Origin of the sequence: Neptuniibacter sp. 2_MG-2023 (genome assembly GCF_030547495.1) — a bacterium.
In the GTDB taxonomy this organism is placed as follows: domain Bacteria; phylum Pseudomonadota; class Gammaproteobacteria; order Pseudomonadales; family Balneatricaceae; genus Neptuniibacter.
Map to the genome: position 1 here is coordinate 81697 of NZ_JAUOQC010000005.1, position 19494 is coordinate 101190.

At 44.1% G+C, this 19494-nt stretch carries 15 protein-coding genes; 4 read left to right on the forward strand and 11 right to left on the reverse strand.

Going from position 1 to position 19494, the window contains the following annotated elements:
• Positions 1-12: 12 nt before the first annotated feature.
• From Q4486_RS06670 to glyA, 4 genes are all read right to left on the reverse strand, one after another.
• Positions 13-678, reverse strand: a complete 666-nt coding sequence (locus Q4486_RS06670) for a riboflavin synthase (protein WP_303518855.1) — start codon at positions 676-678, stop codon at positions 13-15.
• Positions 679-1815, reverse strand: coding sequence for a bifunctional diaminohydroxyphosphoribosylaminopyrimidine deaminase/5-amino-6-(5-phosphoribosylamino)uracil reductase RibD (gene ribD, locus Q4486_RS06675; protein WP_303518915.1), 1137 nt, complete (start codon positions 1813-1815; stop codon positions 679-681).
• 9 nt (positions 1816-1824) lie between these two features.
• On the reverse strand, positions 1825-2298 hold the full coding sequence (gene nrdR, locus Q4486_RS06680) for a transcriptional regulator NrdR (RefSeq protein WP_303416193.1): 474 nt from the start codon (positions 2296-2298) through the stop codon (positions 1825-1827).
• 200 nt (positions 2299-2498) lie between these two features.
• Positions 2499-3755: a serine hydroxymethyltransferase gene (glyA, locus tag Q4486_RS06685; RefSeq protein WP_303518856.1), complete on the reverse strand. Its 1257-nt coding sequence runs from the start codon at positions 3753-3755 to the stop codon at positions 2499-2501.
• Positions 3756-4077: 322 nt separating this feature from the next.
• Between glyA and ettA the strand changes: the two genes are divergently transcribed.
• On the forward strand, positions 4078-5745 hold the full coding sequence (gene ettA / locus Q4486_RS06690) for an energy-dependent translational throttle protein EttA (RefSeq protein WP_303416191.1): 1668 nt from the start codon (positions 4078-4080) through the stop codon (positions 5743-5745).
• 81 nt (positions 5746-5826) lie between these two features.
• Here the strand turns inward: ettA and Q4486_RS06695 are convergent, their stop codons facing one another.
• The gene (locus Q4486_RS06695) at positions 5827-6936 is read right to left on the reverse strand and encodes a diguanylate cyclase (RefSeq protein WP_303518857.1); all 1110 of its coding nucleotides are present in this window, start codon (positions 6934-6936) and stop codon (positions 5827-5829) included.
• A 200-nt stretch (positions 6937-7136) separates the two neighbouring features.
• On the opposite strand from Q4486_RS06695, the gene Q4486_RS06700 reads away from it, so the two are divergent.
• Entirely contained in the window at positions 7137-7517 is a 381-nt protein-coding gene (locus tag Q4486_RS06700; protein WP_303416189.1) for a PilZ domain-containing protein, read from the forward strand.
• Here the strand turns inward: Q4486_RS06700 and radA are convergent.
• Entirely contained in the window at positions 7514-8893 is a 1380-nt protein-coding gene (radA, locus tag Q4486_RS06705) for a DNA repair protein RadA (RefSeq protein ID WP_303416188.1), read from the reverse strand. The two genes, Q4486_RS06700 and radA, sit on opposite strands and share 4 nt — an antisense overlap.
• Before the next feature lie 173 nt (positions 8894-9066).
• Here radA and Q4486_RS06710 point away from each other — a divergent pair, with 173 nt between their 5' ends.
• Positions 9067-10344: an O-acetylhomoserine aminocarboxypropyltransferase/cysteine synthase family protein gene (locus Q4486_RS06710; protein WP_303416187.1), complete on the forward strand. Its 1278-nt coding sequence runs from the start codon at positions 9067-9069 to the stop codon at positions 10342-10344.
• Positions 10345-10443: 99 nt separating this feature from the next.
• Here the strand turns inward: Q4486_RS06710 and can are convergent, their stop codons facing one another.
• From can to hemE, 3 genes are all read right to left on the reverse strand, one after another.
• Positions 10444-11172, reverse strand: a complete 729-nt coding sequence (gene can, locus Q4486_RS06715) for a carbonate dehydratase (RefSeq protein WP_303416186.1) — start codon at positions 11170-11172, stop codon at positions 10444-10446.
• A gap of 62 nt (positions 11173-11234) precedes the next feature.
• Entirely contained in the window at positions 11235-11702 is a 468-nt protein-coding gene (locus tag Q4486_RS06720; protein WP_067862636.1) for an SHOCT domain-containing protein, read from the reverse strand.
• Positions 11703-11765: 63 nt separating this feature from the next.
• Positions 11766-12830: a uroporphyrinogen decarboxylase gene (hemE, locus tag Q4486_RS06725; RefSeq protein WP_303518859.1), complete on the reverse strand. Its 1065-nt coding sequence runs from the start codon at positions 12828-12830 to the stop codon at positions 11766-11768.
• Positions 12831-12929: 99 nt separating this feature from the next.
• Here hemE and Q4486_RS06730 point away from each other — a divergent pair, with 99 nt between their 5' ends.
• Positions 12930-13382 carry a hypothetical protein gene (locus Q4486_RS06730; RefSeq protein WP_303416184.1) on the forward strand — a complete coding sequence of 151 codons (453 nt, stop codon included), beginning with the start codon at positions 12930-12932 and terminating at the stop codon, positions 13380-13382.
• A gap of 46 nt (positions 13383-13428) precedes the next feature.
• Here the strand turns inward: Q4486_RS06730 and Q4486_RS06735 are convergent, their stop codons facing one another.
• Both Q4486_RS06735 and gltB read right to left on the reverse strand, forming a co-directional pair.
• Complete coding sequence (locus Q4486_RS06735; protein ID WP_303416183.1) at positions 13429-14850, reverse strand: FAD-dependent oxidoreductase; 1422 nt, start codon at positions 14848-14850, stop codon at positions 13429-13431.
• An 81-nt stretch (positions 14851-14931) separates the two neighbouring features.
• Positions 14932-19383 carry a glutamate synthase large subunit gene (gene gltB / locus Q4486_RS06740; protein WP_303416182.1) on the reverse strand — a complete coding sequence of 1484 codons (4452 nt, stop codon included), beginning with the start codon at positions 19381-19383 and terminating at the stop codon, positions 14932-14934.
• Positions 19384-19494 lie beyond the last annotated feature (111 nt).

The window sequence follows — 19494 nt, forward strand, 5'->3', positions numbered from 1 at the left end:
TTTATACCATCGTTAGCGGTTAAAGCCGCAAGCCATCAAAGTTTCCATTGTTAAACCTTGATCACTTTGTTCATTATTAATATCTTGAGTATGACCCAATAAGCGTTCTAAATAGCGAGCAATAATATCCACTTCTATATGAATCAAGCGCCCAGGTACATACTCAGTCATAATTGTTTCTTGCGCTGTATGAGGCACAATATTCAACTCAAAGCACTCACCGTCAATAGCATTCAACGTCAAACTAATGCCATCAACTGTCACTGATCCTTTAGCTGCTAAATAGCGCTGTAAATTTTTCGGTGCTTTAACACTAAAACGTATGGAACGTGCATCTTCCTGACGAGAGACAATCTCACCTAAGCCATCTACATGCCCAGTGACAATATGCCCACCTAATCGACTGGTCGGCATCAATGCTTTTTCAAGATTAACACGTTCACCTATACTCAATGTATGAAAACGGGTATGGGCTAATGTTTCACGCGAGACATCGGCAATAAAACCATCCCCTGGCAGTTCAACCGCAGTCAAACAAACCCCGTTAGTTGCAATACTATCACCTAGTTTAACATCCCTGAGATCCAAATTTCCGGTACGTACATACAGACGCATATCGCCTGATTGCTCCTCGATTGAGGCAATGGAACCCACCGCTTCAATTATTCCGGTAAACATCTACTGTTCTCCATACACGGGTGTTAATACCAGTTTTAGATCGCTACCCATCATCCGGCTATCAATCTGCTTTAATTCGATCTGCTCAGCCATTTTCGTCAACGGCAAACTAAAGGTTGGTCTTGCATCGCTGCCAAGTAGTTTCATAGCTATATAAAGGTGTAATTCATCCACTAAACCTTGCGCCATAAAAGCACCCGCCAACGTTGCACCCGTCTCAACTAGAAGATCATTACACTGTTCATTTTGTACCAGCCACTCAAGCAATGCATTCAATGAGACTCGACCTTGCTCGTCAGGTAAAAGCACTATTTCAGCGCCTTCACTTTCTAATGCTCGCTGCAATCCTTGATCGGTAGAACAGGTCGCTATTAGCGTACGCCCAGGCTGTTTTAGAATTTTAGCTGTTGTTGGGGTACGTAAAGATGAATCTAAAACAACCCTTAATGGCTGTTGCTTTACGATCTCCGCCGCGTCAGGCAAACCTAACTGCTCTTCACGTACAGTTAGAGCCGAATCATCATGGATAATCGATTCCACACCGGTAACAATAACTGAACTTTGCGCTCGTAACTTTTGTACATCTCGACGCGCAGCCGGCCCTGTTATCCATTGAGATTCACCAGAGGACATAGCGGTACGACCATCAAGGCTTGAAGCCAACTTTATCCTAACAAATGGCTTGCCTGTCTCCATACGCTTGATAAAACCTGGATTCAGCGCTCGGGCTTCAGCTTCAAGCAAACCCGATGAGGCTTGGATTCCAGCCTTACACAGCATCGCTATACCTCGACCAGCCACTTGAGGGTTTGGGTCAACCATCGCGGATACCACTCGAACAACTCCAGCCTTAATCAAACCCTCAGCACAAGGAGGCGTTCTACCATAATGGCTACAAGGCTCAAGCGTGACATAAGCCGTTGCGCCCTTAGCATTAATACCCGCTTGAGCAAGGGCATTCACTTCAGCATGCCCCTCTCCGGCTCTAAAATGAAAGCCCTCACCAACAATCACATCATCTTTAACTAAAACACAGCCAACCCGCGGATTGGGGTGGGTGGTATATAAGCCTTTACGCGCTAACTGAATGGCCCGAGCCATATACTCACGATCAGCAATAGACCACTGTGAATCGATAAGGGACACTTAATTTCCGCCCTCTTTCTTATGCTGCTCAGATAAGCGTTCGATCTCTTCTTTAAATTCATTGATATCTTGAAAACTGCGATAAACCGATGCGAATCGTACATAAGCAACTTCGTCTAATTTACGGAGTTCCGACATCACCTCTTCGCCCACCTGTCGAGAAGGCAGCTCTCGCTCACCCGTCGCTCTTAAACACTGTTTAATACGACTGATTGATGCTTCAACTTCTTCAATAGATACAGGACGTTTTTCTAGCGCTCGATGAATACCTGCACGTAACTTTTCATCATCGAAAGGTTGGCGAGATCCATCGGCTTTAATGAGGCGAGGCATAAGAAGCTCGGCAGCTTCATAGGTAGTAAAACGTTCATTACAATTTACACATTCACGGCGACGACGCACCTGCTGGCCTTCTGCTACCAGACGGGAGTCGACTACTTTGGTTTCAGTGGCATTACAAAACGGACAATGCATCAACCTTTCCTGCGTAAAGAGCGAGGAATATCAGTGTTTAAACAAGGCAACAGATATTCCGAATATAGGGGTATTTATTTGCTCTCAAATATAAAAAAGACAGAGAACAAAAGGGGCTGTCTAAAGAACTTGCAAGCAAGTTCGGGACAGCCCCGCGATTGTACATTTTTCCGGCTATAAGTTATAGCCGGTTATAGAGATTACTTATATACAGGGTAGCGTGCGCAGATCTCTTTAACTTGAGATTTAACCCGTGTGATAACCTCTTCATTGTTGATATCGTCAAGAATATCGCAGATCCAGTTTGTAAGATCTGTAACTTCAGCTTCTTTAAAGCCACGACGAGTAACCGCAGGTGTACCTATACGTAAACCAGATGTTACAAACGGTGAACGTGGATCGTTAGGCACTGAGTTTTTGTTAACGGTGATATTTGCACGACCTAGCGCCGCATCAGCATCTTTACCGGTAAACTCTTTATCGATCAGATCAACAAGGAAAAGATGATCATCTGTTCCTTCAGAAACGATTTTAATACCGCGTTTCATAAATGCATCAGCCATCGCCTGTGCATTCTTAACCACTTGAGCTTGATACTCTTTCCACTCAGGCTCCATCGCTTCTTTAAAGCAAACCGCTTTACCCGCGATAACGTGCATCAAAGGGCCACCCTGGGACTCAGGGAAAACAGCAAAGTTTAGCTTTTTCTGTAGCTCTTCATCAGCACGCGCCGATAAGATCAAACCACCACGTGGTCCGCCTAGCGTCTTATGCGTTGTTGTTGTTACAACATCGGCAATGCCGATTGGCGATGGGTAAACACCTGCAGCCACTAAGCCTGCAACGTGCGCCATATCAACAAACAGAGATGCACCCACTTTATCCGCAATATCACGGAAACGCTGCCAATCAACTACTCGTGAATAAGCAGAGAAACCAGCAACAATCATTGTTGGCTTATGCTCAAGCGCTAGACGCTCAACTTCATCGTAGTCGATTTCACCTGTTTCTGGGTTCAAACCGTACTGCACCGCATTATAGATACGACCAGAGAAAGACACGGCTGCACCGTGAGTCAAGTGACCACCGTGAGCTAAACTCATACCTAAAACAGTATCACCTGGCTTACAAAGCGCCATATAAACAGCCGCATTAGCCTGTGAACCTGAATGAGGCTGAACATTGGCATATGTCGCACCAAACAATTCTTTAGCACGATCAATCGCCAACTGCTCTACAACGTCAACGTGTTCGCAGCCACCGTAGTAACGCTTGTTGGGATAACCTTCAGCGTATTTGTTAGTCAGCGCAGAACCCTGAGCTTCCATTACACGTGGGCTAGTATAGTTTTCTGACGCAATCAGTTCGATGTGCTCTTCCTGACGTACAGTTTCAGCCTGCATTGCAGACCATAGGTCCGCGTCAAAATCAGCGATTGTCATATCTTTGCTAAACATTGTATTTTCTGTCCCCTGAATACAATATGGGCTCTGTTCAACTGAAAACAGCAACGGTCAAACCGCTGATCAATTAGCAGCAACGAACAACTTAAGAATTGGGAAAGCGCGTATTATAGCGAAACATTTGCGGGGTTACACTTGAAACAGACTCAAAACCACTTCAATTGTACTCAACTTGCAAACATCTAGGATTATTCCTCCTTAAAGAGGACAGATAATCTCTACTTTTATAGATTGATTTACTCAGGCGATAGCCTTCTACCTGCTATTTCCGTTAAAATTGATGCATTAATTTCTGACAAAACAGACAGGTTACTGCATGGCTCAGTTCGTTTATTCAATGAACCGCGTAGGCAAAGTTGTACCGCCAAAACGCGAAATTCTGAAAGATATCTCTCTCTCCTTCTTCCCCGGCGCTAAAATCGGCGTACTAGGGCTGAACGGTTCAGGTAAATCTACCCTTTTAAAAATCATGGCAGGGCTTGATACCGAAATTCTTGGTGAAGCGCATCCTATGCCGGGCCTGAATATAGGCTACCTACCTCAAGAACCAGAACTCGATGAGAGCAAAACTGTTCGTGAAGTTATCGAAGAATCAGTCGCTGATGTAAAAGAAGCACTAGATGGTTTAGAGGCGGTATATGCTGCTTATGCAGAACCTGATGCAGATTTCGACGCATTAGCAAAGAAACAAGCTGAATTTGAAGATCTAATTCAAGCAAAAGATGGCCATAACTTAGAAACAACACTTGAACGTGCCGCTGATGCCATGCGCCTTCCCGCTTGGGATGCAGAGGTGAAAAACTTATCTGGTGGTGAACGTCGCCGTGTTGCTTTATGCCGTTTATTGTTAGATAAGCCTGACATGCTACTACTTGATGAGCCTACCAACCATTTGGATGCAGAGTCAGTAGCTTGGATTGAGCGATTCCTTCAAGAATACCCTGGTACTGTTGTTGCGATCACCCATGACCGTTACTTCCTTGATAACGCCGCTGGTTGGATATTGGAACTTGACCGCGGACGCGGTATTCCTTACGAGGGCAACTACTCCTCTTGGCTGGAACAAAAAGAGCAGCGCCTAGAGCAGGAAGCCAAACAGGAAGCCGCTCACCATAAAGCGGTGTCTTCTGAGCTAGAGTGGGTTCGCCAGGGACAAAAAGGGCGTCAATCTAAATCAAAAGCACGCTTAAAACAGTTTGAAGAGATGAACTCAAAAGAGTTCCAAACACGTAACGAAACCCAAGAGATCTACATCCCACCTGGACCACGCCTCGGTGATAAAGTGATCGATGCGATCAATATCTCTAAAGCCTACGGTGATAAAGTACTGTTTGAGAACCTTAGCTTCTCTATTCCCCAAGGAGCTATTGTCGGCATCATCGGTGGTAACGGTGCGGGTAAATCAACACTCTTCAAAATGATCAGTGGCGAAGAAAAACCTGATTCCGGTGAGATTGAAATTGGCTCAACCGTTGAACTAGCTTACGTTAACCAGTCTCGTGACCTTAATGGTGATAAGACCGTTTTTGAAGAGCTATCAGATGGCCAAGATATTATTACTGTAGGCAACTACCAAACACCATCACGCGCTTATTGCGGTCGTTTTAACTTTAAAGGCGGCGATCAGCAAAAATTTGTCAAAGATCTATCCGGTGGTGAGCGTAACCGCTTACATATGGCGAAACTACTTAAAGAGGGCGGAAATGTTCTTCTTCTTGATGAGCCGACCAACGATTTAGATATAGAAACACTACGTGCCTTGGAAGAAGCTATACTTGCCTTCCCTGGTTGCGCAGTTGTTATCTCCCATGACCGTTGGTTCTTAGACCGTATCTGTACACACATGCTGGCCTATGAAGGTGACTCTAAGGTTGAGTTCTTTGAAGGTAACTACACTGAATATCAAGACGACTACAAACGTCGTTATGGTAAAGAGCACCAGCCTGAGCGTATCAAATACAAACGTATGGTCGATCTAGGTTAAACGATTACGACTAACAAAAAACCGAGGCATAGCCTCGGTTTTTTTATAATCATATGAAAAATAATAGATTATTAAAAAACATCAAGTGGCCACATAAAGCCGATCCCTTCCCGCATCTTTTGCTGCATAAAGCGCGTCATCTGAACGCTTCAACAGAGACTCTATATCATCACTGTTATTCAGCTCGGCAATGCCTATACTCGCAGTAAAACCGATTTTATTACCATTTGGGGCAGTCACTTTTTCAGTATGGCAAGCTAACCGAATAACCTCCGCCACCTCTTTAGCTTCTATAGCACTCATCCCTGGCAGCACCATCAAAAACTCTTCCCCCCCATACCGACATACCAGATCTATACGCTTACGGGCGTGTTTTCGCATGACTTTAGCAAAAGACTTTAAGACAAGATCACCCGCTGCATGACCATAACTATCATTTAAGTTTTTAAACTTATCTAAATCGAACAACAATACGCTTAATGCTTGCCCCCGCTCGCGAGCCTGAAGTATATCAAGTGATAATTGCTCCATTGCCTGACGGCGATTAGACAACCCAGTCAAAGGATCTCGCGTCGCCTGTCGATATAAACCTAATAGCATATTCAGCTGATTAACCGCAGCCCAACCAGCAATCAAACCAAGAACAGATAACAGCCATAAGCTATTGATCGCCTCAACATCCCCTACCGTTCCTCTCAACAACTGCGTGACAAATTCAATTAAAAGCACACCTAAGGTAAAGCATAAAGTTTCATTAATGGCGAGCGGAAAAATAGCCATCATCGTAATAATCATAAAAGGAAAGAAATGATACCCCGCCACATTAGAATCATAACCATGTATCAGCAGAAGTGAGCTAGAGGCTGTTTGGAATCCCGATAACAGTATCACGAGAATCACCAAACGCAGTTGCGCGAGTTTTAAACTGTAGCGTTTAAAACTCCACAGCGAGAGAAACAAACAGCCTAATGCTCCGACAGCCCGCGCAAGCGCTATAGAGTCCAACATATCTTCAGGCAATAGAAAGTAATCAACCAAAAACCACGCCGGCTGAACAAGGGCTAATAAAAGAGCAATTATTCGAACTCGACGAAATAAGTAATAGCTACGCGTTTGATTAAAATACCGCGAATGACGACTGCCGCTAGACACATCCAACAAAGTTTCTAAAAACATAATAACCTTACTCATTAAAAGGCTTTTTTGTTGCGAAGCTTAAGGGCAAACCTGTAGTACAACCATGATATAGCTCAGTTTATAAGCAATTACTCAATTGCCCAGCCAATCAAGCTGGGTTAGAAACAACAATACGGCAAGCACAGTTATTTATTTTTCATTCACGTCTATACTAAGATGACATTATCGCTACAGACCACAGGGGAACCAATATTGTGACTACACCTAATACTGAGCGCCGCCGCTTTACTCGCATTGACTTTGATGCAAGAACGGAACTACAGCAAGGTGATCATATCTACGAGGTAACCCTAATTGATATATCGTTTAACGGTATATTAATAAAAAGCGCTCGCCCCCTTAACTTATCTTTAGGCGAGGAAGCGTTCGCTACCATCCACCTACAAGGGGATAACCTGAGTATACGCACCCCCGTGAGCCTGACCCACAAACACGAAGATGAGTATGGTTTTTTAATAGAAAACTTAGATCTAGATTCACTGACTTTACTACGCCGGTTAGTCGAGCTAAATCTAGGTGAGCCCTCTTTACTAGAGCGGGAACTCGACCACCTTTTTACTACAGAAACAGATTAAAGCGCCTCAAGCGCTTCGGTCAATTTAGTAACAGGGACAATCTGCATTCCAGCTAAAGCTTCTTTAGGCACATTACCTTTAGGCACAATAGCCCGCTTGAAACCATGCTTTGCCGCCTCTCTAATACGCTCCTGTCCATTAGGTACAGGCCGTATCTCACCCGACAAACCCACCTCGCCAAATACCATAAGATCATGGGGTAATGCTTGATCTCTAAAACTAGAAACAACCGCCAGCAATAACGCAAGGTCTGCACTAGTTTCCAGCACTTTTACACCACCTACCACGTTAACAAACACATCTTGATCGCCTGTCATTAAACCACCATGACGATGCAATACGGCTAATAACATCGCCATACGATTTTGCTCAAGGCCAACCGCCACCCGTCGAGGATTATTCATATGGGATTGATCAACCAGCGCTTGAATCTCAACTAAGAGGGGACGAGTCCCCTCCCAAACAACCATTACAACACTACCAGGGCTAGGCCCCTCTTCACGGCTTAAGAAAATGGAGCTTGGATTTTTAACCTCTTTAAGGCCGGTTTCCAACATTGCAAACACACCGAGCTCATTCACAGCCCCAAAACGGTTTTTGTGCGAGCGAAGTGTCCGAAAACGGGAATCAGCTGAACCTTCCAGCTGCAACGAACAATCAATCATATGCTCCAAGACTTTAGGGCCTGCCAACGAGCCATCCTTAGTAACATGCCCTACCAAAAAGAGTACGGTACCGGTCTGCTTTGCAAAGCGGGTCAAGTAAGCAGCAGACTCTCGTACCTGCGATACAGAGCCTGGCGCAGATTGTACATCTGCCATATGCATTACCTGTATGGAATCAATTACCATCACTTTTGGTTTGAGTGTTTGCGCCACATCACAGATAGTTTCCACACTGGTTTCCGACAGCATTTTTAACTGCCCCGTCGGTAAATTTAAGCGGCTCGCACGCATAGCAACCTGCTGCAACGATTCCTCACCTGTTACATATAGGGCTGGCATCTGCTCAGCCAGATAACACATAGTTTGCAACAATAGAGTACTTTTACCTGCCCCCGGATGACCGCCCATAAGCACAGCAGAACCAGGTACTAAACCACCGCCTAACACACGATCCAGCTCACCCGCTCCAGATGAAAAGCGCGGCATCTCCTCCAAAGCAACCTCAGAAAGATTAACAACACTCTGCTGCTTTGCCCCACCAGCATAACCATCAAAGCGAACATTACGTGTTTCATTTGCATTTGATTTTGCGGTCGACAACCGGACTTCCGTCAGAGTATTCCACGCATGACACTCCGTACATTGGCCTTGCCATTTTGTGTAATCCGCTCCACAGTCATTACAAACGTAAGCCGTTTTCTGACGTGCCATTAAGCCTCTCCAAATTGCTATAAATATTTTAGAATTTTACCCAACCTAAATCCTATAACCTACTGATCTTTACGTCGATCTTGATAAATACCGAAAACAGCCTTCATTTATTCAATAGATGCACTACAATCAGTTGCCTAACAATAATGCAGGCCTGCCCTTAGGAGATAAACATGAAATTGGAAACTGTAGCGATACATGGCGGATATGAAGTAGACCCAACCACTAAATCTGCCGCGGTTCCTATTTACCAAACCACATCTTATGCCTTTGATGATGCTCAACACGGTGCAGACCTGTTTGACCTAAAAGTACCCGGCAATATATACACCCGCATTACGAATCCCACCAACGATGTGCTGGAAAAACGTGTTGCAGAGATGGAAGGAGGTGTTGCCGCTCTTGCCGTTGCATCCGGTATGGCGGCTATTACATACACCATACAAACACTTGCAGAAACCGGCGATAACTTCATATCTACCAGCGAACTCTACGGCGGTACATATAACCTATTTGCTCATACTTTGCCCCGCCAAGGCATTGAATGCCGCTTTGTAAATAAAGACGATGCAGCAGCTATCGAAGCGCAAATAGATGAGCGAACTAAAGGCATTTACTGTGAATCCGTCGGTAACCCATCTGGTGGCATCGCCGATATTGAAACTTTAGCAGAGATCGCCCATCGTAACGGCATCCCACTTATCGTTGACAATACAGTGCCTAGCCCTGCCATGTGGCGTCCGATCGAACACGGCGCAGACATTATTGTACAAGCGGCAACCAAATATATTGGTGGGCATGGTAACTCAATCGGTGGCGTCATCATCGATTCTGGTAACTTCCCTTGGGCTGATAACGCTGAACGCTTCCCTTTATTAAACACGCCTGATATCTCCTACCACGGCGTGGTATATACTGAAGCCTTTGGTCCTGCTGCATTTATTGGACGCTGCCGCGTTGTACCGCTTCGCAATATGGGAGCCGCACTTAGCCCAATGAATGCTTTCTTATTACTACAAGGACTAGAAACACTTAGCCTACGCATGGAACGCGTAAATGAAAACACACGTAAAGTCGCTAACTTTTTAGAAAACCACGATGCGGTTGGCTGGGTTAAATACGCGGGGCTCGAAAGCCACAAAGACTATGCACTCGCTCAAAAATACATGAACGGCCAAGCGTCTGGCATTCTAAGCTTTGGCGTAAAAGCAGGCAGAGAAGGCACACGTAAATTCTATGACGCACTGCAAATTTTCTTACGTTTAGTAAATATCGGCGACTGCAAATCACTCGCTTCGATTCCTGCTGAAACTACACATCGCCAGCTAAATGATGAAGAGTTAGCATCTGCGGGTGTCTCGCCAGAAATGATTCGCTTATCTATAGGTATAGAGCATATTGATGACCTCATTGCCGATCTAGATCAGGCATTAGCAGCGATCAACAACTAAAGCCTGAGCATTAAACTCAGAGCATTGAATTCAAAACAAAAAAAAACGGTTGGTAGCGAAAGCTCCAACCGTTTTTTTTATAGGCTGTCCAAAACACACTTAATTAAATAACGCGCGTAATTTATTCCACAATGAGCGTGCATTTTGGTTATCTTTATCTGAACTTTGAGCAAGCTCTTTTAGTTTCTCAATTTTTCTGATGGCTAAACCATATTGTTCATCAACTTCATCTAGAGACGATGCGTTAAATTCAAGGTCGTTAACAAGACCATCATTAAGACCATAGATCCAGCCGTGAACAGTGAGCTCCTGCTCATTAGTCCAAGCTTCCTGAACTATAGTGGTTTCGCAGACGTTGCTCGCTTGCTCAATCACATTCAACTCACATAAGCGGTCAAGCTGCTGATGAGAGTGATCCCAAACAGACAAAAGCTCACGGTGCTTTTTATATACATCGCGAATATGCCGCAACCAGTTATCGATTAAACCGTGTGGTTCAGTCTCGATTGCAGCTTTAACCCCACCACAACCATAATGACCAACAACCATAATATGCTTAACCTTGAGAACTTCGACCGCATACTGAATAACAGACATACAATTCATATCAGTATGAATGACTAAATTCGAAACATTACGGTGGACAAAAAGCTCACCAGGTAACATATCCACAATTTCATTAGCAGGAACACGGCTATCAGAACACCCAATCCATAAATACTCTGGAGCCTGCTGCTGCGCCAATGTTTCAAAAAAGAGTGGATCCTCCTTGTTGATCTTATCCGCCCACTGGCGGTTACTTTCTAGTAATTCAGTTAGCCGTTTCATATTAATTTCTGATAACAAAAAGCGAGCTTATAGCCCGCTTCTTTTGGTTAAAGATATACTCTTTAAGTCCTAGATAAAGCCTTTTTTCTAGACTGATTATACTCTTCTTCTGTAATCAAATCTTTTTCACGCAAACTCTTTAGTTCTTGTAACCTTAATTCAAGACTCTTTTCAGCTTCGACTAACTGATCCTCACTGCACGTTTTTTCTTGACGCAAACTATCAATACGCATTAAACGAGTATTAGCAGCATTGATTGCTGAATTATAGTTATTACTCTTTGCAATCAAGTTAAATGGAAACCATAAAAGCCCATCCAACATATCTTTGCCTGTAACATCATCCTTATCCTGATTCACGGCATTAATAATCGCCTGGACTCTCACCTGCTCTGCCGTCAACTGCTCACAATTCATTACTTCATCCGAAGCGCTATACGCAGAAACAACTTCATGATCTGCGCTACCAGCACATCCTCCAAGCGTTAAAACAGAGCCTAAAACAGCAATAGACACACTACGTTTAATCATAAACATCTTCCTTGATAAGAAATTAATAAAAAATAGAGAAGCAGCTTCACTTCTCACAAAAAATTATGCGTGATATTTAGCACTTAGTTCATGTACTGCATCAACAAACGCTTTAGGCTGTTTCGGGTCAACAAACTGGTGAATACCATGGCCAAGGTTAAATACATGCCCAGATCCATTACCATACTGGCCTAAAATAAATTCAACCTCTTGCTCGATACGGCTTGCCGGTGCATATAAGACACTTGGATCCATATTTCCTTGCAGCGCAACTTTATCGCCCACACGAGCGCGTGCATTGCCAATATCTGTCGTCCAATCCAAACCTAAAGCATCCGCACCGGTTTCCGCCATTACTTCAAGCCATTGCCCACCATTTTTAGTAAACAGAATAACCGGTACTTTGCGTCCATCATGTTCACGAATCAAACCATCAACGATCTGCTTCATGTACTTTAACGAAAACTCTTGGTAGCAAGGACCACTTAATGCGCCACCCCAAGTATCAAATATCTGTACGGCTTGCGCACCAGAACGAATCTGCTCATTCAAGTATGTAGTGACAGATTGAGCTAACTTATCCAAAAGAGCATGCATAACTTCAGGTGTTGCATACATCATCTGTTTAACGTGGCGAAAATCTTTACTAGAACCACCTTCAACCATGTATGTGGCTAAAGTCCATGGGCTACCAGAAAAGCCGATCAGTGGAACACGCCCGTTTAACTCACGACGAATCTCTTTCACTGCATTCATCACATAATCAAGGTCTGTTGCAGCATCAGGTACCGGTAGGTCTGCAACATCTTTTTCTGTACGAACGATTTTCTTAAACCGTGGACCTTCACCTACTTCAAAGTAAAGTCCCAATCCCATTGCGTCCGGGATCGTTAAAATGTCAGAGAAAAGAATTGCGGCATCAAGATCATAACGCTCTAATGGCTGAATAGTTACTTCACAAGCAAGCTCTTTATTTTTGCAAAGGCTTAAGAAATCACCTGCTTTAGCACGCGTTTCTCTATATTCTGGGAGGTAACGTCCCGCCTGACGCATCATCCATACTGGTGTTGCATCTACAGGTTCATTAAGAAGAGCACGTAAAAAACGATCATTTTTGAGTTCAGCCATTTGTGTCAGCCACTTATATCTTGTAAATTCGAATTGGCCGATATTCTAACGATTTCTGACAGGAATTACCTGCAAATGTATAAACAATTTTAATAACTGATGATACAGATTAAATCACCACTTTATTTTTTACTGCTCTTAGGCATATTGACTGGCTGCCAAAGCCATTCAGTAAAAGAGCTGCCGCTGACACCTCAACCTTTGGCCGTTTTCACACACGAAATAGTTTGGTTAACAACTTCAACCTCCAGTACCTCTCAAAAACAACAAGTTAATAGCTTTAACCTTAAGCTAAAAGATCGTCTGAAAATGTATGGTGCCAATAATGTACAGACTATCAATAAGGCTAGCCCATCAAATAAGGGGCTAATTATTATCAGTAAAATCAATACAGATAATGAGGAAGACGCTTACCAACTATCTATCTTACGTGAGAATAGGGAACTCATTCGCGGCTCTTACCCTAATACACCGGAAGGCGAAGAGGTCGCTATTAATAAGTTCTTAATGTCTATTCACCAAAAAATAGTCAATGCTGATAAATACTTGTAATAAAAAAGGCCGCGAATGCGGCCTTTTTTCAAGATAATCTAAAAGCTTACACTTCTAAATAATCTAAGATTCCTTCAGCCGCTTTACGACCTTCCGCAATCGCCGTCACAACTAGATCAGATCCACGTACCATATCACCACCCGCGAATACCTTTTCGTTGGTAGTTTGGAATGGGTATGCATGCTGCTCAGGTGCCTTAACCCGACCATCTTCATGCAGATCTATACCAAAGTCAGCAAACCAAGGTGCAGGACTTGGGCGGAAGCCAAAAGCCACTAAGACCGCATCGGTTGGAATAACTTCCTCAGATCCAGGTACCACCTCAGCACGACGGCGGCCATTTTCATCCGGCTCACCCATCTGAGTGCTAACAACTTTAATGCCGGTCACTTTACCGTTTTCACCAACAACCTCTATAGGTTGACGGTTAAACTGAAATTGAACGCCTTCTTCTCGCGCATTCTCAACTTCGCGTTTAGAGCCAGGCATGTTTGCTTCATCACGACGATAAGCACAGATAACAGATTCTGCACCTTGACGGATAGAGGTACGGTTACAGTCCATCGCTGTATCACCACCACCTAACACTACAACCTTCTTATCTTTAAGATCGATAAAGTCGGCAGGATCTTTCTCAAAACCCAAACAGTGATTAACATTAGAGATCAAAAATGGAAGTGCATCGTAAACACCCTCCAACTCTTCACCTGGAAAACCACCTTTCATGTAGGTATAAGTACCCATACCTAGGAAAACCGCATCATATTGATCGACAAGGTCTTGCATAAGTACATCTTTACCAACTTCGGTATTTAACTGGAACTCAATACCCATTTCAGTAAAGATTTCGCGGCGACGAGACATAACATTTTTTTCCAGCTTAAACTCTGGAATACCAAATGTTAACAAGCCGCCAATCTCTGGATTGCGGTCAAAGACAACAGCTTTCACGCCATTACGTGCAAGTATATCCGCCGCTGCAAGGCCCGCAGGACCTGCACCAATAACGGCCACTTTTTTATCAGTCGCTGAAACCTTAGACATATCAGGTTTCCAGCCCATCGCAAAAGCGGTGTCTGTAATATATTTTTCAACCGAGCCAATAGTTACCGCACCAAAACCATCATTAAGAGTACAAGCCCCTTCACATAAACGGTCCTGAGGACAAACTCGACCACACACTTCAGGTAATGAGTTTGTTTGGTGGCTAAGTTCAGCCGCCTCAATAATGTTTCCTTCCGAAATCAGCTTTAACCAATCAGGAATATGGTTGTGTACTGGACACTTCCATGAGCAATACGGGTTACCGCACTCTAAGCATCGATGCGACTGTTCTGATGCATCGGGTTTATCAAAAGGCTCGTATATTTCACCGAATCCTTCTTTACGCACATCAGCATCAATTTTCTGAGGCCCTTTACGGCCTACATCGAGGAACTGAAAATCGTTATTTAAACGGCCAGCCATAATCCTCACCTCTTAAAAGCAACCTCCCAATAAATTAGGAGATTGCAGATTATTCTTCATATACCAAATGGTACGTAGCACTTATTCTGGGCGTGTACGAATACTAGTCAGTAAATCATTTAAACTAGCCGCTTTCGGTTTAACCAACCAGAATCGACCAATATAGTCATCAAGATTATCAACAATCTCTCGACCCCAAGCACTGCCAGTTTCTTTGGTAAATTCAATAATGACTGAACGTAGATGATTTTTATATGCTTCCATACTTTCAGTATGGATGCGCTGAATCTCAACTAATTCATGGTTATACTTATCCACAAAGTTATTATCGACATCCAATACATACGCAAAACCACCAGTCATACCTGCACCGAAGTTATACCCCGTTGCACCAAGAACTGTGACTAAACCGCCTGTCATATATTCACAACAGTGGTCGCCCGCACCTTCAACAACCGCATGAACACCAGAGTTACGAACACCAAAACGTTCACCGGCTTGACCTGCAGCAAATAATTTACCGCCCGTCGCACCGTATAAACAGGTGTTACCCATAATGGCAGTTTCATTTGATTTAAAGGTCACTTCAGCAAATGGGCGGATAACAATCTTGCCGCCCGCCATACCTTTACCAACATAATCGTTAGCATCACCTTCAAGGTACAAGTTCTGGCCACCGGCATTCCATACACCGAAAGACTGTCCCGCATGTCCCTTAAAGTTAAAGGTCATTGGCTTATCAGACATACCAAGATTGCCATGTTTCTTAGCAATAGCACCCGATGTACGAGCACCGACAGAGCGATCGCAGTTGGTAATCGTTAGCGTCCATTCACCACCTTGTTTCAAATCGATAGCTGACTGAGTTAACTCAATCATCTGATTATTCAACTGGGCAGTATCGTAAGGCTCATTACGCTCAACTTGGCAAGTGTTCGGGAACTCATCGCCAGCTGAAGCCAAAATAGGACTTAGATCTAAGTTCTTCTGACGTGGCGTATCACCTTCCAAGGTTTCCAAAAGATCCACTCGACCAACAAGCTCTTCCATAGTGCGAACACCAAGTTGAGCCATAAGTTGACGGGTTTCTTCTGCAACAAACCTAAAGAAGTTTTTAACCATTTCAACGGTGCCACGGAAGTAATCTTCACGTAGCTTTTCATTCTGGGTTGCCACACCGGTCGCACAGTTATTTAAATGACAAATACGAAGGTATTTACAACCTAGAGCAACCATCGGCATAGTACCAAAGCCAAAGCTTTCAGCACCTAATATGGCACCTTTAATTACATCTAGACCCGTCTTAAGACCGCCATCGGTTTGTAGACGAATCTTACCGCGCAGCTGGTTTCCACGAAGCGATTGATGCGCATCCGCTAAACCTAACTCCCAAGGAGAACCCGCATAATGGATAGAGGTAATAGGAGATGCCGCTGTACCACCGTCATAACCAGAGATAGTGATCAGATCGGCATAAGCTTTAGCTACACCGCATGCGATAGTACCAACACCTGGGCGTGATACTAGCTTCACAGAAACTAATGCTTCTGGATTCACCTGTTTCAGATCAAAAATCAACTGAGCCAAATCTTCGATAGAATAAATATCGTGATGAGGCGGTGGTGAAATTAGAGTAACACCCGGTACTGAGAAACGTAGGCGAGCAATAAGATCGTTGACCTTACCACCTGGTAATTGTCCACCTTCACCCGGTTTTGCACCTTGAGCAACTTTAATCTGTAGTACTTCAGCATTCGACAGATACTCAGGTGTAACGCCGAAACGCCCTGAAGCAACCTGTTTAATTTTAGAGCGCTTCATGGTGCCGTGACGAGCAGGATCTTCACCACCTTCACCAGAGTTAGAGCGGCCACCTAATTCGTTCATGGCAACAGCTAAAGCTTCATGAGCTTCTGGGGATAGCGCACCTAGAGACATTGCTGCCGAGTCAAAGCGTTTAAAGATATTCTCTATCGGCTCAACTTCATCAATGGAGATAGACTGCACATCTTTACGCAGCCCCAACATATCACGCAAAGTTGCATAACCACGGTTATTCACTAGCTCAGCATAACGCTGGTACGCTTCTGGATTACCCGTCTGAACAGCTTCATGGATAGTACGAACTACATCAGGATTGTATGCGTGATACTCACCATCATGTTTATACTTCAACAACCCGCCAGCCTGAATAGGCTTACGCGCAGTCCATGCTTCTTTAGCTAATAAGCCTTGCTCAAATTGGAAGTCCTCAAAACGAGCACCTTCAATACGGCTTGTTACGCCTTTGAAACATAAACTAACAATTTCCGAGCTTAAACCAATCGCTTCAAACAACTGAGCACCGCGGTAAGATGCTACCGTTGAGATACCCATCTTAGAAAGGATCTTCATTAAGCCTTTATTGATACCTTTGCGGTAATTTTCATGGGAATGCAGGGTTTCCATCTGAATTTCTCCAGTAGAACACAAGTCATTCAACACACGATACGCAAGGTACGGATAAACAGCGGTCGCACCAAAGCCAAACAAAACAGCAAAATGATGCGGATCCCGTACTGTACCACTTTCAATCACAAGGTTAGCGTCGCAACGCAAACCTTTGTCGACCAAACGATGGTGTACAGCGCCTGTAGCTAATGCAGCATGAACAGGCAAAAGACCGCGTGTAATATTAGCATCCGTGAGGATCAGAATAACTTTACCATCACGTACACTTTGTTCCGCTTTATCTGCAATCCCTTCAATCGCTTCTTTTAAAGAAATTTTCTCAGGATCATAATTCAGATCGATTTGAATAACGTCAAAGCCTGGCTCATTGTTATCGCGCAAACGATTAAACTTACTGGCCGACAGAACAGGGGTCGTTAAAATTACACGATGTGCATGTTCTGGCGTTTCTTCAAATACGTTTCGCTCAGCACCAATACATGTCTCTAGAGACATAACAATCGCTTCACGAAGAGGGTCGATCGGTGGATTGGTTACTTGAGCAAACTGTTGACGGAAATAATCATAGACAGAGCGTACTCTATGGGACAGTACAGCCATCGGCTTGTCGTCACCCATAGAACCTATCGCTTCCATTCCGCTTTCGCCCAATGGGCGCAAAATCTGTTCACGCTCTTCAAATGTCACTTGGAACATTTTCATGTGAGTCTTCACTTCATCTGCAGACATCTCTACAAATGATTTAGACTCTTCATCTAAGTTCATCGTCTGCTCTAGACGTAGCGCATTCTCTTTCAACCAAGTTTTATAGGGTTTCGCAGCTTTCAGACGGTTATCTACGTCTTGCGTATGTAAAACATCGCCAGTTGCTGTATCAATCGCCAGAATTTGGCCTGGTCCTACACGACCTTGAGCCACAATATCTTCAGGCTTATAGCTGAACACACCTATTTCTGAGGCTGTACAGATGTAACCTTGCTTAGTCATTACCCAACGAGATGGACGTAAACCATTACGGTCCAACATACAAACGGCAAAGCGACCATCGGTCATTACCATGCCTGCAGGGCCATCCCAAGGTTCCATATGCATAGAGTTGAAATCATAGAAGGCTCGTAAGTCAGCATCCATTGTTTCAACATTCTGCCACGCAGGCGGCACTATCATGCGTACAGCACGATAAATATCCATACCGCCAACCAACAAGAATTCCAGCATATTATCCATACTTGATGAATCTGAACCGGTCGTATTTACAATCGGTTGTAGCTCATCCAAGTTAGGCAATAGATCGGTTGCAAATTTACTTGCACGCGCCTTCGCCCAGTTACGGTTACCTTCAACTGTGTTGATTTCACCATTATGTGCCAAGAACCGGAATGGCTGCGCCAAAGGCCAGCGAGGTGCTGTATTTGTAGAAAAGCGTTGATGATATGTACATACCGCTGTTTCTAGTCGAGGGTCTGCTAGATCCTGATAAAACACAGGCAGATCCACCGGCATAGTTAATCCTTTATAGGAGATAACTTTGTCAGAGAAACTACAGATGTAAAAATCTTCATCTGCCGCCATAGCAATTTCAGATTTACGGCGAGCAATAAACAAACTAATAGCAAGCTCCCTTTCGCTCTTGCTTCCAGCAGTAATAAAAACCTGCTCGATAAGAGGAAGAGTATCTTTTGCTATAGGGCCAAGGCATGAGTCATCCGTTGGCACCACTCGCCAACCTGCAACACCTAGACCTTCATTAGTAATCGCAGTATTAACTGCAACACGTGCAGCTTCTGCTTTGGCAGCTTCGCGCGGTAAAAACACCATGCCCACTGCATAAAATTCGCCTAGTTCGGTGCCTAACTCTTCCTGTGCGACTGTGCGCAAGAAGCTATCAGGTTTCTGCATCAACAGGCCACAACCGTCACCTGTCTTACCATCTGCAGCTATACCCCCACGGTGCGTCATGCAGGCAAGCGCTTCGATTGCTTTATCTAGCAAATCGTGACTAGCTTGACCCTGCATGTGTGCCATAAGGCCAAAACCGCAGTTATCTTTAAATTCACCGGGGCAATAAAGAGCTTTGCTCATAAGCCATTCCCACTTAAAAATACTTCGAAATCAATGTCTTAATAATCTTTCTGCTGCAATATATACGCCAGTCAGCAAAAAGGGACAGCTATTCTACACGCGAAGTCTGTT

Bases quoted from the DNA above. Each gene is read 5' to 3' on its own strand.
- Q4486_RS06730 (WP_303416184.1), top strand. From the start codon at position 12,930: ATGATACAGATTAAATCACCACTTTATTTTTTACTGCTCTTAGGCATA.
- Q4486_RS06720 (WP_067862636.1), bottom strand. From the start codon at position 11,702: ATGATTAAACGTAGTGTGTCTATTGCTGTTTTAGGCTCTGTTTTAACG.
- hemE (WP_303518859.1), bottom strand. From the start codon at position 12,830: ATGGCTGAACTCAAAAATGATCGTTTTTTACGTGCTCTTCTTAATGAA.
- Q4486_RS06670 (WP_303518855.1), bottom strand. From the start codon at position 678: ATGTTTACCGGAATAATTGAAGCGGTGGGTTCCATTGCCTCAATCGAG.
- ettA (WP_303416191.1), top strand. From the start codon at position 4,078: ATGGCTCAGTTCGTTTATTCAATGAACCGCGTAGGCAAAGTTGTACCG.
- can (WP_303416186.1), bottom strand. From the start codon at position 11,172: ATGAAACGGCTAACTGAATTACTAGAAAGTAACCGCCAGTGGGCGGAT.
- glyA (WP_303518856.1), bottom strand. From the start codon at position 3,755: ATGTTTAGCAAAGATATGACAATCGCTGATTTTGACGCGGACCTATGG.
- gltB (WP_303416182.1), bottom strand. From the start codon at position 19,383: ATGAGCAAAGCTCTTTATTGCCCCGGTGAATTTAAAGATAACTGCGGT.
- nrdR (WP_303416193.1), bottom strand. From the start codon at position 2,298: ATGCATTGTCCGTTTTGTAATGCCACTGAAACCAAAGTAGTCGACTCC.
- Q4486_RS06710 (WP_303416187.1), top strand. From the start codon at position 9,067: ATGAAATTGGAAACTGTAGCGATACATGGCGGATATGAAGTAGACCCA.
- Q4486_RS06735 (WP_303416183.1), bottom strand. From the start codon at position 14,850: ATGGCTGGCCGTTTAAATAACGATTTTCAGTTCCTCGATGTAGGCCGT.
- Q4486_RS06695 (WP_303518857.1), bottom strand. From the start codon at position 6,936: ATGAGTAAGGTTATTATGTTTTTAGAAACTTTGTTGGATGTGTCTAGC.
- radA (WP_303416188.1), bottom strand. From the start codon at position 8,893: ATGGCACGTCAGAAAACGGCTTACGTTTGTAATGACTGTGGAGCGGAT.